This window comes from Sulfitobacter sp. NFXS29 (genome assembly GCF_040148765.1).
In the GTDB taxonomy this organism is placed as follows: domain Bacteria; phylum Pseudomonadota; class Alphaproteobacteria; order Rhodobacterales; family Rhodobacteraceae; genus Sulfitobacter.
In genome coordinates this window covers 543,362-559,216 of record NZ_JAGDED010000001.1, presented here as the reverse complement: position 1 = coordinate 559,216, position 15,855 = coordinate 543,362, and the positions used below count along the sequence as shown (strand labels likewise).

15 protein-coding genes and 1 tRNA gene are annotated in these 15,855 nt (G+C 63.3%); 9 read left to right on the top strand and 7 right to left on the bottom strand.

Features of this window, described 5'->3' with window-relative positions; translation table 11 throughout:
• The first annotated feature begins 43 nt into the window (after positions 1–43).
• From J3456_RS02800 to J3456_RS02780, 5 genes are all read left to right on the top strand, one after another.
• The gene (locus J3456_RS02800; RefSeq protein WP_349578800.1) at positions 44–412 is read left to right on the top strand and encodes a hypothetical protein; all 369 of its coding nucleotides are present in this window, start codon (positions 44–46) and stop codon (positions 410–412) included.
• A 116-nt stretch (positions 413–528) separates the two neighbouring features.
• Positions 529–1,815 carry a homoserine dehydrogenase gene (locus J3456_RS02795; protein ID WP_349578799.1) on the top strand — a complete coding sequence of 429 codons (1,287 nt, stop codon included), beginning with the start codon at positions 529–531 and terminating at the stop codon, positions 1,813–1,815.
• A gap of 290 nt (positions 1,816–2,105) precedes the next feature.
• Entirely contained in the window at positions 2,106–3,068 is a 963-nt protein-coding gene (gene glpX / locus J3456_RS02790) for a class II fructose-bisphosphatase (protein WP_349578798.1), read from the top strand.
• A gap of 54 nt (positions 3,069–3,122) precedes the next feature.
• The gene (gene recJ / locus J3456_RS02785) at positions 3,123–4,862 is read left to right on the top strand and encodes a single-stranded-DNA-specific exonuclease RecJ (protein ID WP_349578796.1); all 1,740 of its coding nucleotides are present in this window, start codon (positions 3,123–3,125) and stop codon (positions 4,860–4,862) included.
• A gap of 117 nt (positions 4,863–4,979) precedes the next feature.
• Positions 4,980–5,054, top strand: a tRNA-Glu gene (locus J3456_RS02780).
• Between the two features lie 123 nt (positions 5,055–5,177).
• Here the strand turns inward: J3456_RS02780 and J3456_RS19405 are convergent.
• From J3456_RS19405 to gspG, 6 genes are all read right to left on the bottom strand, one after another.
• Positions 5,178–5,948: an AbiU2 domain-containing protein gene (locus tag J3456_RS19405; protein ID WP_502989480.1), complete on the bottom strand. Its 771-nt coding sequence runs from the start codon at positions 5,946–5,948 to the stop codon at positions 5,178–5,180.
• A gap of 680 nt (positions 5,949–6,628) precedes the next feature.
• Positions 6,629–8,578, bottom strand: a complete 1,950-nt coding sequence (gene gspD, locus J3456_RS02775) for a type II secretion system secretin GspD (protein WP_349578795.1) — start codon at positions 8,576–8,578, stop codon at positions 6,629–6,631.
• Entirely contained in the window at positions 8,575–9,450 is an 876-nt protein-coding gene (locus J3456_RS02770) for a type II secretion system protein N (protein ID WP_349578794.1), read from the bottom strand. The genes gspD and J3456_RS02770 overlap by 4 nt, the downstream gene beginning before the upstream one ends.
• Positions 9,447–9,809 (bottom strand): type II secretion system minor pseudopilin GspI, encoded by a 363-nt coding sequence (gene gspI, locus J3456_RS02765; protein ID WP_349578793.1) that lies wholly within the window; start codon positions 9,807–9,809, stop codon positions 9,447–9,449. The genes J3456_RS02770 and gspI overlap by 4 nt, the downstream gene beginning before the upstream one ends.
• Entirely contained in the window at positions 9,806–10,318 is a 513-nt protein-coding gene (locus tag J3456_RS02760) for a prepilin-type N-terminal cleavage/methylation domain-containing protein (protein WP_349578792.1), read from the bottom strand. The genes gspI and J3456_RS02760 overlap by 4 nt, the downstream gene beginning before the upstream one ends.
• Entirely contained in the window at positions 10,315–10,812 is a 498-nt protein-coding gene (gene gspG / locus J3456_RS02755) for a type II secretion system major pseudopilin GspG (RefSeq protein ID WP_349578791.1), read from the bottom strand. The genes J3456_RS02760 and gspG overlap by 4 nt, the downstream gene beginning before the upstream one ends.
• Before the next feature lie 76 nt (positions 10,813–10,888).
• Here gspG and gspL point away from each other — a divergent pair, with 76 nt between their 5' ends.
• The 4 genes from gspL to gspF are packed head-to-tail and all read left to right on the top strand — an operon-like array spanning position 10,889 to position 15,232.
• Entirely contained in the window at positions 10,889–12,046 is a 1,158-nt protein-coding gene (gene gspL, locus J3456_RS02750) for a type II secretion system protein GspL (RefSeq protein ID WP_349578789.1), read from the top strand.
• Positions 12,043–12,495 carry a type II secretion system protein M gene (locus J3456_RS02745; protein ID WP_349578788.1) on the top strand — a complete coding sequence of 151 codons (453 nt, stop codon included), beginning with the start codon at positions 12,043–12,045 and terminating at the stop codon, positions 12,493–12,495. The genes gspL and J3456_RS02745 overlap by 4 nt, the downstream gene beginning before the upstream one ends.
• Positions 12,495–14,021 carry a GspE/PulE family protein gene (locus J3456_RS02740; protein WP_349578787.1) on the top strand — a complete coding sequence of 509 codons (1,527 nt, stop codon included), beginning with the start codon at positions 12,495–12,497 and terminating at the stop codon, positions 14,019–14,021. Before J3456_RS02745 ends, J3456_RS02740 begins: the two co-directional genes overlap by 1 nt.
• Positions 14,021–15,232, top strand: a complete 1,212-nt coding sequence (gspF, locus tag J3456_RS02735) for a type II secretion system inner membrane protein GspF (protein ID WP_349578786.1) — start codon at positions 14,021–14,023, stop codon at positions 15,230–15,232. Before J3456_RS02740 ends, gspF begins: the two co-directional genes overlap by 1 nt.
• On the opposite strand, the gene J3456_RS02730 is transcribed toward gspF, so the two are convergent.
• Positions 15,229–15,852 carry a hypothetical protein gene (locus J3456_RS02730; protein ID WP_349578785.1) on the bottom strand — a complete coding sequence of 208 codons (624 nt, stop codon included), beginning with the start codon at positions 15,850–15,852 and terminating at the stop codon, positions 15,229–15,231. The two genes, gspF and J3456_RS02730, sit on opposite strands and share 4 nt — an antisense overlap.
• Between the last annotated feature and the right edge of the window lie 3 nt (positions 15,853–15,855).

Genomic DNA, 15,855 nt, shown 5'->3' with positions numbered 1-15,855 from the left:
AAACCCCGCTTGCGCGAAGATCACGGCTGGGGCAGAACGAGGCATGACCCTCATGCGTACGCCCCGCCCCCTTTCGATCACCGCCCTGTTTTTGGGTGTCTCGCTGATTGCGGGCTGCACGCAGTTTCCCGAACTCGACCGCACGATTACCCCAGAGCTTGAGGCAGCGCCCTACCCCGATCTGGTGCCGATTGACCCGCTTTTGGCCAAGGCCACCGCCGGGCGCATCGACCCCGTTCGGACCGAAGCCGAACTTTCGGGCCGTTCCGCACAGCTTGAAGCCCGCGCCAGACGGATCGGGACGACAAGCACCAATGCCACGACCGCGACGCGGGTGGCGCGGCTGCGGGCAAAGGCCGCTGAGTTGCGGCGCGCACGTCAGGCCGCCGAAACCAGTGCAGAAGCTGAATAAACAGGCATGTCTGAGATGCGTATGCGCGTTGCACGCAGACGCCGAACCCGCTACATCGCGGCTATGCCCGGCCAAGCCTGCCGGGCCTTTCGGATCAGACCAGAAGGACCACCGCCATGTCTAAGCCGCTTCGCCTCGGGATTGCCGGATTGGGAACCGTGGGCGTGGGTGTGCTGCGCATTCTGCGCCAGCAGGCCGCCCTGTTAGAGGCCCGCACAGGCTGCGCGATGACGGTTTCTGCAGTCTCGGCCCGCACCCGCAACAAGGATCGCGGGCTGTCGCTCTCTTCCTATGATTGGGAAGATGACCCCGTCAAACTGGCGACCCGCGATGACGTGGATGTTTTCGTCGAACTGATGGGCGGCGCGGACGGCCCCGCCAAGGCCGCGACCGAAGCCGCACTGGCGGCGGGCAAACATGTGGTCACCGCGAACAAGGCGATGCTGGCGATGCACGGCCAAGCGCTGGCCGAACAGGCCGAAAGCGCAGGCGTGGCGCTGCGCTATGAGGCCGCTGTGGCGGGCGGCATCCCGGTCATCAAGACACTGATGGAAGGGCTTTCTGGCAATGAGATCACCCGCATCATGGGGGTGATGAACGGCTCGTGCAATTACATCCTCACCCGGATGGAAGACTCGGGCAAAACCTATCAAGAGATTTTCGCCGAGGCCGATGGGCTGGGCTATCTCGAAGCCGATCCGCAATTGGATGTGGGCGGCATCGACGCGGCGCATAAGCTGGCGATCCTGTCGTCGATCGCCTTTGGCACCAAGATCGACTTCGACGGCATTCAACTAGAGGGGATCGAGCGGGTTGCCATCGAAGACATCCGCGCTGCCGCCGACATGGGTTACAAGATCAAACTGCTGGGCGTCACGCAAAAGACCGGACGCGGGCTGGAGCAGCGGATGATGCCATGCCTCGTGCCGCAGACCTCGCCCCTGGGACAACTCGACGGCGGCACCAATATGGTGGTGATCGAAGGCGACGCGGTGGGTCAGATCGTGCTGCGCGGTGCAGGCGCGGGCGAAGGTCCGACTGCGAGCGCGGTGATGGCCGATGTCTGCGATATTGCGCGCGGGCTCTGCGGGCCGGTCTTTGGCCAGCCCGCCGAGACACTAGAGCAAACCACCCCCGCCAGCAGCCAGACCCCTGCCCCCTATTATCTGCGCATGGCGCTGGTCGACAAACCGGGCGCGCTGGCGAAAATCGCCACCGTGCTGGGCGAAGCGGGCGTGAGCATCTACCGGATGCGCCAGTATGAACATTCCGACACTTCTGCCCCGGTTCTGATCGTGACGCATAAGACCAGCCGCGATGCGCTGGTTGAGGCGCTGGCGAATATGGACAAGACCGGCGTGCTGGCGGGTGAGCCGGTCGCGTTGCGGATCGAAGAGGTCTGAAGGTTTGCGTTGAGGGCCATCGCCTGCCCGCGGGTCGGCGATCTGACCGCGAATATTGCCACTTTATGGTGCAGCCATGATGTACCTTCGCAACGTAGCACCCAGCCTCACTAAATCGCCTACCCGGTCGCACCAAAGGTTCGCCCTTAAATACGGCACGCCTTTGGCGTGAAGGCCCGGCGCCTGCGACTTGATTCCCGGCCAAGTGCTACCTGCGCCCAACCCAAAACTTGCCCCGAGGCCCGCGCGAGGGTACAGGACAGAAAACCCATTGCACCCAAGGACACCTCATGACCGCTTCTGCCGAATTCCAAGACCGCATGCTCTCACTGGGCCTCGCCCGTGTTTCCGAAGCCGCCGCATTGGCCTCGGCCAAGCTGATCGGCAAGGGTGACGAGAAGGCCGCCGACCAAGCTGCCGTGAACGCCATGCGCGAACAGCTCAACATGCTCGACATCGCAGGCGTCGTGGTCATCGGCGAAGGCGAGCGTGACGAAGCCCCCATGCTTTATATCGGCGAAGAGGTCGGCACCGGCAATGGCCCCGGCGTGGACATCGCGCTTGACCCGCTTGAAGGCACCACGCTGACCGCCAAGGACATGCCCAACGCGCTCACCGTGATCGCCATGGGGCCGCGCGGCTCCATGTTGCACGCGCCTGACACCTATATGGACAAACTCGCCATCGGTCCGGGCTTTGAGACCGATGTCGTCACCCTCGACATGACCCCCGGTGAGCGCGTCGAAGCGCTGGCCCGCGCCAAAGGCTGTGCGGCGTCCGACATCACCGTTTGCATCCTCGAGCGTCCCCGCCATGCGGATATGATCGCCGAGGTGCGCGCCACCGGTGCCGCCATCCGCCTGATCACCGACGGCGATGTGGCAGGTGTGATGCACTGCGCTGACCCCGAGACCGGCATCGACATGTATATGGGCCAAGGTGGCGCGCCCGAAGGCGTGCTGGCCGCTGCCGCACTGAAATGCATGGGCGGGCAGATGTATGGCCGCCTGTTGTTCCACAACGAAGACGAAAAAGGCCGTGCCGCCAAGGCCGGGATCACCGAATTTGACCGCATCTATTCGCGCGACGAGATGGTCACCCAAGACGTGATTTTTGCCGCCACGGGCGTCACCGGCGGCAACATCCTACCGGGCGTGAAACGCGAGCCGGGCTGGCTGACCACCGAGACGCTGATCATGCGCTCGCGCACCGGCTCGGTCCGCCGCATCAACTACCGCACCCCGGCAGAGTGAGGGCCAGATCGACCCTTACTCCACTCCCTTCCATAACGGCCAAATGAGGTCCGCATGAGCTTTCTCGGTGTCGAAACATCTTTGAGCGGGCGGCGCTGGATCGGCCCTGACGTGGAACTGACCCGCGCGGCGGAACTGCTGGTGCAGCGCGCGGGCCTGCCCGACCCGGTGTGCCAAGTGCTGGCCCGGCGCGGCGTGGTCGACACCGAGGCGGCGGGCTTTCTGGCCCCCGCCCTGCGCGACCTGCTGCCCGACCCGCGCAGCTTGCGCGATATGGAGGCCGCGGCGACGCGGTTTCTCTCGGCCCTCCAAAAACGTGAACGCATCGCGATTTTCGCTGACTATGACGTGGATGGCGGCTCTTCCGCTGCGTTGTTGCTCGTCTGGCTGCGCGACATGGGCCACCGCGCGACGCTTTATATCCCTGACCGTATCGACGAAGGCTATGGCCCCAACGACGAGGCCATGTCGGCACTGGCCGCCGACCATGACCTGATCATCTGCGTCGACTGCGGCACACTCTCTCACGGGCCGATCGCTGCGGCCAAGGGCGCGCATGTCATCGTGCTCGATCACCACTTGGGCGGAGAGACGCTGCCGGATGCGCTGGCCGTAGTGAACCCCAACAGACAGGACGAAGACGGCACGCTGGCGCATCTCTGCGCCGCTGCGGTGGTGTTCCTGATGCTCGTCGAAGCAGGCCGCCAGCTGCGTGAGGCGGGCCAGAAGGGGCCGGACCTCATGGGGATGCTAGACCTCGTGGGGCTGGCCACCGTGGCCGATGTGGCCCCGCTGATCGGCGTCAACCGCGCCTTTGTGCGTCAGGGTCTGAAAGTCATGGCCCGCCGCGCGCGCCCCGGTTTGGCCGCCCTTGCCGATGTGGCACGGATGGACACGGCCCCCACGGCCTATCACCTCGGTTTTCTGCTTGGCCCCCGCATCAACGCGGGCGGGCGCATCGGGCAGGCCGACCTTGGCGCGCGGCTTTTGGCCACCGCCGACCCGCATGAGGCCGCAGCCTTGGCCGAGCGGCTGGACCAGCTCAACACCGACCGCCGCGAGGTCGAGGCCGCCGTGCGCGCCAGCGCCATGGCACAGGCCGAAGAGCGCGGCTTTGACGGGCCGCTGGCATGGGCCGCTGGCCCCGGGTGGCACCCCGGCGTGGTGGGCATCGTTGCCTCGCGCCTGAAAGAAGCCGCCAACCGCCCCTCCATCGTCATCGGCGTCGAAGACGGCATCGGCAAAGGCTCAGGCCGCTCAATCAGTGGCATCGACCTTGGCGCGCCGATCCAGCGCCTTGCTGCCGAAGGGCTGCTGATCAAGGGCGGCGGCCACAAGATGGCGGCAGGCCTGACGGTGGCAGAAGACAAGATCGACGCGGCGATGGAACGGCTTGGCGAATTGCTCACCAAACAGGGCGCGCATCTGGCTGGCCCCGCTGACCTCAACCTCTGCGGCATGATGATGCCCGGCGCGGCCACCGTGGAGCTGGCCGAGATGGTTGACCAAGCCGGCCCCTTCGGCGCGGGCGCCCCTGCCCCGCGCTATGCCTTCGCCGACATGCAAATCCGCTTTGCCAAACGGGTGGGCGAGAACCACCTCAAAGTCAGCTTTGGCGACGGTCTGGGCGCGAACCTCGAAGCGATTTCTTTCGGTGCCTACGACGGCCCCCTCGGCCCCGCGCTTGAAAACCACGGCGGCGCGCGTTTCCACCTCGCCGGGCGTCTCGACATCAATAATTTCCGCGGTCGGCGGACCGTTCAACTGCGTCTGGAGGACGCCGCGCGGGCCTGAAAACTTTTTCTAGAAAAAGTTCATTTTTCTGCTTGCAGCCCCCCGCAGTATTACTTAAACGTCCGCTCACAGACAGAGCAGCAACACACGAAACGCTGCACTGACCTGACAAAGAGTGGCCCGTTCGTCTATCGGTTAGGACGCCAGGTTTTCAACCTGGAAAGAGGGGTTCGATTCCCCTACGGGCTGCCACCTCATCATAGTACGTTGTAAATAAAGGTTAATAGTTGGCTAACTGGCTAACCTAGCGATGGCTAACCTATTTTTGCCACCTTTCCTTGATCATAGAGTGGCAGCTCAAAGCGGGCTTTCACCTTATAGCGATGGTATGTCAAAACGGCACGAGGACCAAAATTCGTTGGCATTCCTCCGTGCGTGATCTTGAGCCCCATCCCAATCAAAGCCCGCACCGTTTACGGATCGGTGTAGCCGATCCACTATCCGAATAGTCAGCTTTAGCAACTTGGCCTCATCACCGTATCGGAACTGAACCGGATTGCTCTCATTGAATATTGATGCCTCTAAGTTGTGTGCGAGATAGCTATCTCGAAACGGCCTCAGACTGCTTGTGACATATGTTTCCTCTACCTTAGGTGCACACTGCTTTACGAACAGTAGCCACCTTCTCACCTTCCGACTTTCTCTCTCCGCTCGTTCAGTTCTTTGCCTTCTCCAGTACTCGGCAAGCATACGTTGCTCATCACTATCGGCAGTTGGGTTTAGTCTGCTGGGTTCCAGGGTAATTGAGTGATAGGCATAAGTCTCCTCAGCAAAATGCCCCCTCACTCCCTCCTTATCTAGCAGCGCCAACACTGTCGGTATACTCTCGCGGTCCTTCGATGGTTTGTCCCATACCGCGCTCAAGCGAACCAAAAAGTAGAAGTGCATACTCCTCTGCATCTCGTTAAACGCGTGGGCTGCATTGGACCTCGGAACCTGACTTGATATCGTGTCTGAGTAAAGTACTACGGCGTTATTCTCAGCTAGTGCTATCAGACCAAGAACATGGTCGACGAGTTTGTCAGTTACTTGCTTCGCGCGTTCAACTCGCTGCTCATCTGTGAACCTGTCTGCAAAATTAGCCACTACAAGAAGTCTCCATCACTACCCCGGATAGACTAGCCTACTTTTGAGAGGGTTAGCCAAAGCCTTAATTGATGGAATGATTTCAACAGCACTTTGCGGTGGGTTAGCCAAGCCAAGTCATTGATAAGAAAACTCACCCGCGTTCCCCTACGGGCTGCCACTTTTCTTCTCAAAATTAATGCTACGACGACCACTCTGCCCATGAGGTTCTGGTTGCGGGTCACTCTGCGATAAACGGGCCTTCTCGAGCCAGTCGAAGCATGACCCGGCAAGCCCCTCACGATCAGGCTCCTGAACATATTGAGGAGACTCCTTATAGTCGGAGTGAATAAGGTGGGCAGCGATCTCGCACAGGTTGGCACCAGATTGGACCAAGTCTCTTTTTTGGGGGGGCGCGCTTTGCGAACGCCATGCTGCAACAGGAAGCGCAGTTCGATTTGCGCTTCCTGGCTTTCCCCAATAACTTTCACAGCACATGTCAAACCGCCCGGCACGCGCCATAGATGGGCTACAGAGCTTACTGACGGCAAGAGTAGCATCATGCTAATCCCCCACGCCAGTTCTTCGGGGAGAGGCGGCTATGCAGCACGTATCGGCTCTAAGCGCCAATCCTACGGATCATTCATCGCAACGTCACCGTTCCATAATTTGACCGTAGACGTCACCCGCGTGACCCTACCTCAATACAGCCCCTGAATTTCCAGTGGCAGTTGCTTCACCTGCTGCTGTTTCAGCACGGTCTTTGGCTGGGGCGTCGAGTCTGCTGATCGCAGCTTGTTGTAGCGGTTGGCCGAGGCGGCCGAGATATCTTCGCGGCTGCGCAGGATGGTGGGGCGCAGGAAGACGAAAAGTGTGCGTTGTGTGTTGCGGCCGTTGCGGGTCTTGAACAGCTCGCCGACCACCGGCAGATCGCCCAAACCCGGCACCTTGCTGCTGCCGTTGATCCGGTCGTCGGTGATCAGCCCGCCCAGCACCACGGTGCCGCGGTTGTCGGCCATGACGGTGGTGTTGATAACCCGGCGGTTGGTCACGAGGTCAGCCGCGCCTTCGACATTGGCGTTGGTGAGGCTCGAAATTTCCTGTTCGATCACCAGTTGCACCACCCCGCCCGCAGTGATCCGCGGCACCACGTTCATGGTGATGCCGACGTCACGCCGCTCAATCGTGGTGAAAGGCGTGGCGGTATTGCCGTCTGTGGCAAAGCTGCCGGTGCGGAAAGGCACGTTCTGGCCAACGACGATGGTCGCCGGTTCGTTGTCGAGCGTGGTGACCGAAGGCGTGGACAAGAGCCGCGCGCTGGTCGATTGTGACAACGCCTGCACGAGGATGCCAAAATCGTTGCCCCCTGCGCCCAGTGTCAGCCCGGTCGAGAGCGCGGACCCCGCAGGCACGCCGACAGCCGACAGAACGGAGCCGAGCGAGACCCCGCCGCCATTGGAAAAATTGGTCGCAGCGATGGCGCCATTAGGAATGTTCGGACCCAGCCCCAGCTGCGCGCCAAGCCGTTCGGCAACCTCGCCCGAGACCTCGACAATGGCCGCTTCGATCATCACCTGCGGGCGGCGCACGTCGAGCGCATGAACCAGTTGGCCGATCTCTTGAACCTGCGCGGCGGTGCCACGCACAATGATGGAATTGGTTGCGACTGAGGCCGTGATATTGACGGCATCCGGGGCCACAACGCGGCTCAGGGGGACAAAGGCGCCCTCCGCGCCCTCCTCGGCCTCAGCCGCAGCACCGACATCGGCGGCCACGACATTGGTGATGTCGGTGGCTTCGCCCACGGTGCCCTTGATGATGTCTGCAATCACCTGAGCATCGCCGTACTGCAGGTTGAAGACCGTGGTGGCCACGGCCTCGCGTGGATCACGGCGTGGGGCCACGTCCATCGCGATGGCAAGGTTGCGGATCTCGGAAATGTCTTCGGGCGTGCCCCGCACGAGCAAAAGGTTCGAGCCGGGATCGACGGAGAGCCGCGCGCCGGTGCCTGCCGGGCCCAGCACCTCAAGAATGGCATTGCCCACGGTCGCCGCATCGGCACTGCGAAAGCGCAGCACTTCGGAGCGCACCAGCGCGTCACCGTCAAAGCTGCGGGCGATTGCCATGATCCGATCCACATTGGCGCGGGTATCGGTGATGACCACGCCGTTGGGGTCTTCGACCGCTTCGATATAGCCCGATTCAGCCACCAGCGGGCGCAGCACTCGGACGGCCTCTGCCGAGGGCAAGCGATTGAGACGCAGCATCTCGGTCACGAAGTCCTGACTGCCCGCGTCGTCGGCCTCGCCCAGATTCGGGCCGCTCGCGGTGCGGGCCTCGGCCTCAGGCACCACCTGCCAGATTGATCCCGCCTGAACGGCGACGAAGCCGCGCACCCGCAGAATAGACTGGAACAGAGACCAGACGCCTTCGGCATCCAGCGCCTCGGCAGAGACCACCGTGACCTCACCCACGAGGCCCGGGTCCAGCACCAAGGTCCGGCCAGTGATCTCGGAGATCTGCTCGACCAAGAGTGAGATGTCTGCATCGCGCAGATTGATGACAAAGGTCTCTTGTGCCCGCGACGGGGCAGGCAACAGGGTCAGCAGCCCCAGCATCAGGGCGGCAAGGAGAGTGAGCGGACGGGTCACTGCAGCGGGAATGACATCACGATCGTGCGGCCATCCCTTTCCACTTCGATGCGGGCAAGGCCGGATTCGGCAATCACGTCATAAAGCGCGCGATCTTTATCCACGTTGCCGACACTCTGCCCGTTCACACTTGTCACGATGTCTCCTGCCCTCAAACCAGCGCGGTTTACACCCACGTCGTGCTTTTCTGCGATGGTATAGCCTTTTTCCCCCGGCACCAAACCAATCGTGTCGAGCACCTGAGCCGGATTGGCGATGATGCGCTTACGCCACATGTCGATATAATCCTGTGTGGTGACAGGCTCTGCCCGGGACGCGGCATCCACCTGTTCGCTGATCGACCCGCCCTGCCCCGAGGTGATTAGCGCCATCAGCCGCTCTGCGCCGGTCGGCACGGCCTCGGCGTCCGGGGTGGCCTCGGCACCTGCAAAATAGAGCACAATTTCAGCGCCATTCTTGTGGAGTGTCACGCGGTCCTGCGCGATGGCGGTGAGCGTGGTGCCCGGTGCCACCTCCTCGTCAATGCGGTAGTTGCCCTCCGATTGGTCCGAGCGCAGCAGGGCCAGCGAACGGCTAGGATCATCGCGCACGATCACACCCAGAAGGACCAAATTGAGCGGCGCCTCGACGGCTTCGACCTCGGCTACCGGCACCTCGGCGGCGCCAAAAGGCGCCAGCGCCAAAGCGGGGCCGAGATCGGTGGGGGCGGTTTGCGCTTCGACCAGCGCGCGCAGCACAGCGACGGGCGGCATAACCCGGTCATGGCCCATCACCCGCCATGTCACATCCGCTCCGGCCACGGCGACGCTGCCCAATGCGCCAAGGATCACGGCAAGCCGCAGCCATCTGCCAAGGGGTGCAATCGGGATCATGACGGCGCTCCAATATCGAGATACCCATCCAACACGTAGAGCGGCTGGTCGCTGCCCGCGATCGCGCTGCGCAGGGTCACGGCCTCGACCGCCGGGTCTTCAGTGGATCGGCGGGTCACGGTGATGTCAAAGTCGATGCCATAGATTTCCAGCGCTGAGGTCGCCGCTGGCAGCCCGGCGCGCAGTTCCGACAGGCGGTATTCGGCGGCCCAGCGGGCGGCGACGCGGTCCGACAGATCGGTGATGCGGCGGGTGTGCCCCTCGCTGGCAGAGAGCAAAGAGACCGCACCAAGCGCCAGCACCGCCATTGCCACCAAAGCTTCGATCAAGGTAAACCCTGCATCCGCCTGCCGCCTCATTGCGCCCCCTCCAACCGCGCGGCGTTGAGACCGTCAAAACGGATTACTTCCGAAGCGCCCGCGCCCGACCGCAACTCAAGCGTCAATGGCCCGGACACACCGGGGTCCATGTCGCGCGACAGGATCAAGCTGCCCGCCGCATCGGCGATCCGGGTGCCGCCGTCAAATAGATGCGGCGTGGCGAGGATCGGCAGGTCATGCGCCTGCCATCTGTCGCCATCATATAAATCAAAACGATAGCCTTCAGCCGCCCAGACAAACCCCAACGGCACCCCGGTCAAGATCACCTCATCCGCCGCTCGGTTCAGCCGCGCCACCAGCAGGTCCGCCTCTTGCCCTGCCACATCGCCACGCGGACCAGAGCCAAAACTCAGCCCCACCACTCCGGCCAGAATGCCGATCAGTGCGAGAACGACAAGCACCTCCACCAGTGTCACGCCAGCATCGGGCAGCCGGTGTCGGCCCGGCGATGTGGATGTGGATGTGGGTGTGGCGGGGATTTGGGTCACCTGTTGGCCTGCAACTGCCCATGTGTGATGTCTGCATTGGCACCCTCGCCCCCCGGCGCGCCATCCGCGCCCAACGACATCAGGTCAAAGCCGCCAGTCTGCCCCGGCGAGGCATAGAGGTAATCATTGCCCCAAGGGTCAATCGGCACGGCGGTCAGATAGCCCCCTGCCACCCAGTTGCGCGGCTCGGGCGGGGAGGTCGGGCGCACGGCCAGCGCCTCCAACCCCTGTGTGGTCGTGGGATAGGTGCGGTTATCTAGGCGGTAAAGTTCCAGCGCCGAACTGACCGCGCGGATGTCCGATTGCGCCACCGTGGCCCGCGCCTCATCGGGGCGGCCAATGACGTTGGGCACGATGATCGCGGCCACCAGCGCGATGATCACCAGCACCACCATCATCTCGATCAGGGTCACCCCGGCCTCGGGGTTACGCGCGCCTTTGCGCGCTGGATGAGTGCGCGGGCACGCTTGACGCAAGTTTTTCCGATGGCCCATGAAACTGTTCCCCTATCTGTCGCGTGGCTTTGGCTATACTATGGTAAAAACAGGATGATTGAAAAGGCAATTTTACGTGAGTAATCAAAGTATTACGTCAGAACTGGACGCCTCTGAGCGCCCCATAGACCTGCGCGATGAAAATACTTTGAAACCCTTGCTGTCTCCTGCCACGGCCGGTCTACTGGCCCGCGCCGATGCCTATTGCCCGAAAGAAAATGGCCTATCCGCAAGGCTTGTGGCCGCCGAGCAAGTCGGCAGCTTTCTGGTCGATGTGCCCCGCGCCACTGCCCGCCAACGGCGCGCTTTGCTGACCTTTGCCGTCGAAGACCGTATCGCCGCTCCGATCCAGTCGGTGCAGGTGATCCAAGGCCCACTTGAGAACGCCGATCCGCGTCAACTGCTGGCCTTTGTCCTGTCGCAAGAGATCATGGCTGAGATCGCCGCCGCCGAGGCCCCCTATCTGCCGGAGTTTCTGATGATCCCGCGCCCCGACGCCGGGGGCGGCCCGGCGTGGTCGGTCTGGCGCGAGGGCGACAGGGCGGTGGTACGCTGCTCGGACGGCACCGGATTTGCCCTGCGGACCGAGATGCTGCCGCTGTTCTGGAGCCGCTTGGGACACCCCAAGCTCTATGTGCTCGCCGAACCGCTGGGTGACGCTTTGCCAGCCGAAGACCTCTCTGCCGCGCCGCCGCCACCGGACCCGCGCGACCTTGCTTTTAGCTTTGCGCGCCAGCGCACAGCAGGGGCCGAAGGGTTTGCGGCATGGCGATGGGCCGCGATGGCCGCAGGTGCGGCGCTGTTAATCCATCTTGGCCTCACGGCCTTTGACACCGCCGCCCTCAAACGTCTCGCGCAACAGGAACGCCTCGCAGCCGAAGCCGCCATTGCAGACATACTGCCCGGGATCCCGCTGACCGGCGATGTCGGGCCGATCCTCGCCCGGCTCACCCCGGCCCCCAGTGACGAGGGGCGCGGCCCCTTTTTGCCGCTGCTGAACGAGGTCGCGGGCACATTGGCCTCGGAGCCTGCCAGCGTCGGGTTCCGCCGCCTGTCTTGGGGGCGGCGCGACAATACGCTGGTGGTGCTGATGCAAAGCCCCGGGCTGGAAGATCTGCAACGCATTGAGCAGGAACTTGAAACCGCTGGCTTTGCCGTGCGCAGCGGGGCGGCCACCGCTGGAAATGGCGGCGCGGAAGTTGAGATGCGCATCACCAAAGGGGCGGGCGGATGACCGGTTTTGATCGGCTCAGCAGACGCGAAAAACTGCTTATCGCCCTAGTGATCCCGCTGGCCCTTTTGGTGGCGCTTTACCGTTTTGCATGGATGCCGCTGCAAGCGGGTGAAGCGCAAGCGCGCGCCGACATCGCGGCGTACCGCCTTGTGCAGGACACCGCAGCACTGGCCGCCCAGACCGAGATCGCGCCCACGGCGCCGATCAATGACACCCCGCTTGCCACCCGGATCACCAGTTCCGCCAGCGCGGCGCAGCTGACCCTGCGCCGCATCGAGCCCGAAAACGACGGCATCCGCGTGACCTTGGACGACACGCCCTTTGCCACCCTGCTGCTCTGGCTTGCCGATCTCGAAGAACAGCATGACGTGACCCTTGAAGCGCTCGAAATCGACCGCCGCCCGGCGCCCGGTGTGATTTCGGCCCGTCTGTTGCTGGGAGCCCTGTGATGCCTGAACCAAGCCTCCTGCCCCGCCTCGCCTACGGCTTTGCCCAAAGCCATGGCGTCATCGTGACGCCCGGCGGCGAGGGTCCGCTGTGCCAGTATCGCAGCGATGCGCCGCTGGAGGCGCTGATCGAAGCGCAGCGGTTCTGCGGCACGACATTGACCTTCGAAGAAGTCGGTACCACGGAATTCGAGGCCGCGCTTGGCACGCTGTATCGCGATTCCGCGTCCGAGGCCGCGCAGGTGGCCGCCGATGCCGATGACGATCTGGTCACGCTTGCCGATACGGCGGCCTCTATCGACGACCTTCTGGCGCAGAACGACGATGCCCCGGTAGTGCGGTTGATCAACGCGCTGCTGCTCGAAGCAGTCAAGGAAGGCGCGTCGGATGTGCATATTGAAACCGAAGAGCGCCGCCTGCTGGTGCGTTTCCGCGTCGACGGCATCCTGCGCGAAGTGATCAGCCCGAAACGCGCGCTCGCGCCCTTGCTGGTGAGCCGGATCAAGGTCATGGGCAAGCTCGACATCGCCGAAAAGCGCCTGCCGCAGGACGGACGGGTGTCGCTGCGGGTCGGGGGCTATGACCTCGACGTGCGGATCTCGACCATTCCGTCGCAGTTCGGCGAGCGGGTGGTGCTGCGTCTCTTGGACCGTGGCCAGACCCTGCGCGGCATCGACCATCTGGGCCTGTCGCCCCGCGACAACACCGTATTGAAACGCATCCTCGCCCTGCCCGACGGCATGGTGCTGGTGACCGGCCCCACCGGCTCGGGCAAGACCACAACGCTCTATGCCGGGCTCGACATGCTCAACGACCGGCAGCGTAATATCATGACGGTCGAGGACCCGATCGAATACACGATGGACGGGGTGGGCCAGATGCAGGTCAATGCCAAGACCGACCTCAGCTTTGCCCGCGGGCTGCGCGCCATCCTGCGCCAAGACCCCGATGTCATCATGGTGGGCGAGATCCGCGACCGTGAAACCGCGCAGATTGCGGTGGAATCGGCGATGACCGGGCATTTGGTGATTTCGACCCTACACACAAATACGGCCGTCGGCGCGGTCTCGCGCTTGGTGGAAATGGGGGTTGAGCGGTTCCTGCTGGCACCAATGCTGCGCGGGCTGATCGCCCAGCGCCTGGTGCGGCGCAATTGTCCGGATTGTTTAGCGGATCACACCGTCACCCAGACCGAAAGCGATCTTCTGGCGGGCAAGGTCAAACCCGGAGAGATCGTTCAGAAAGGCATGGGCTGCGACAACTGCCAAAACAGCGGGCATCGCGGGCGCCTGCCACTGTACGAGATCATCGAAGTCGATGGTGATCTTGAGCGGATGATGCACGAAGGCCAATCCGAAGCCAGCCTGATCGCGGCAGCCCGGGCGCGCGGTCCGGGCATTCTGGAAGACGGCATCGCCAAGATGCGCGCAGGCATGACCACAGCGCAAGAGGTCGCCCGCGCAATCCATGAGGGCACGGTTCTCCCCCCGCCTGCCCCCGATGCCGCGCCCGCACCGGAGGCTGACTGATGCCCGCCTTTGCCTATGAAGCCCTGACCCCCGCGGGCAAATCGACCAAGGGGATCATCGAGGCCGCTAGCGCCGCCGCCGCCCGCAGCAATCTGCGCCAGCGCAACCTCGCGCCGCTCTCTGTCGAGCCGACAAAACAGAGCAAGACCGCCAAGCAATCGGGCTTTGGCGAGCCGCGCATCCCGCGCCGGGCGCTGACGCTGCTGACACGGCAATTGGCCACGCTTGTCGGGTCGGGCATCGGGGTCGAACAGGCGCTGAAAACCGTGGCGGATCAAAGCGGCAAACCGGCGGTGACCTCGCTGCTGCTCAACCTGCGCGCCTCTGTCCTCGAGGGCCGCAGCTTTGCCCAAGCGCTTGGCGATTACCCGAATGTCTTTGGCGATTTCTACCGCGCCTCAGTGGCGGCGGGAGAGACCTCGGGCCAATTGGGTCAGGTGATGGAGCATCTCTCAGGCTTTGTGGAAACCCGCGCCAAGAACCGCCAGACGGTGCAATTGGCGCTGCTTTATCCCGCGATCCTCGCGGTGGTGTCGCTTGCGGTGATCGTGGCCTTGCTGACTTTCGTTGTGCCCGACATCGTGCGCGTCTTCACCTCGCGCGGGGCGGAACTGCCGTTCCTGACCCGGTCGCTGATCTCTGTCAGCGATTTTATCAATGCTTGGGGGCTTGTGGTATTTGGTGGGCTCGTGGCTATTGGGATTGGGGCTGCCAGCCTTCTGCGGCAACCGGCGATCCGGCTGCGCTGGCATCGCTTTCTCTCACGCTCGATGCTAACGCGAGGGTTTTCGCTCAAGACCAATGCGGTGCAGTTTGCCGGCACCTTGGCGACCCTAACGGTAAGCCGCGTACCTTTGGTCGATGCACTGGCTGCGGCGGCCCAGACGGTGCCGAACCTACATATTCGCGCCAAGGTCACGCAAGCCACGGCCCGGGTGCGCGAAGGTGTGGCCCTGTCTCAGGCGCTTGAAGAGGCCAAGGTTTTCCCACCCATGCTCATTGCCATGGTCGCCAGCGGCGAGGCGGGCGGCGTGTTGGGGGCTACCCTGACCCGCGCTGCCGATGACCAAGAGCGCGACCTCAATGCGCTGGTCGCAGCATTGGTGGCGCTGGTCGAGCCTGCGGTACTGCTGATCATGGGCGGGATCGTGATGCTTTTGGTGCTGTCGATCCTGTTGCCGATCGTGAACCTGAACAATCTGGTAAACTAGAAGGGATATTCGATGATGATCGGGCCGCCTGTTGGCATGCCAGGCACCAAGACCGCCCCTTCGGGTTCGACCCGAGCAATCAGGCGGCGGTCGCCGGTCACGGTGAATTCGGCCAACACGCTGTCACGATCACGCAACTGGCCGCGGGCGTCACTGCCTTGGGTGGTCAGATCAAGCGTCATCTGCGGGATCGTCGCTGCGCTGCCAAGCAAATCCTCGCAGCTGCCGGCTTCGACTGAGACAACCCCTGCTGCCGCCGCACGGCCCTCTTGCCAGCGCAGGGTCTGCACATCGACCACCGCGCGGGAGGTGCAGTTCTTCAGTGCAAACTCAGGGACAAGGGCCAAAAGTCCCGGCCCGGCACGGCCCACGACCGTTCGGGCTTCAAGCGCCCAAGGCGTGGCACTTGCGACCCCGGTCAATTGGGTGTCGTTGCCTTGCAGTGTCCAATCGACCACGCCGCGTGCCAACAGCAATGACCGCCCCCGGACCTCCCAATCCAGCGAATATCCACCGCTAAGCACCGCGCGGCCTTTCCACAGGCTGCCATACAGGTCAGTAATCTGTGCAGGGACTACCGCAACGCGGTGCAGCGCGGTGGCCGGCAGGGTGACGATCAATGC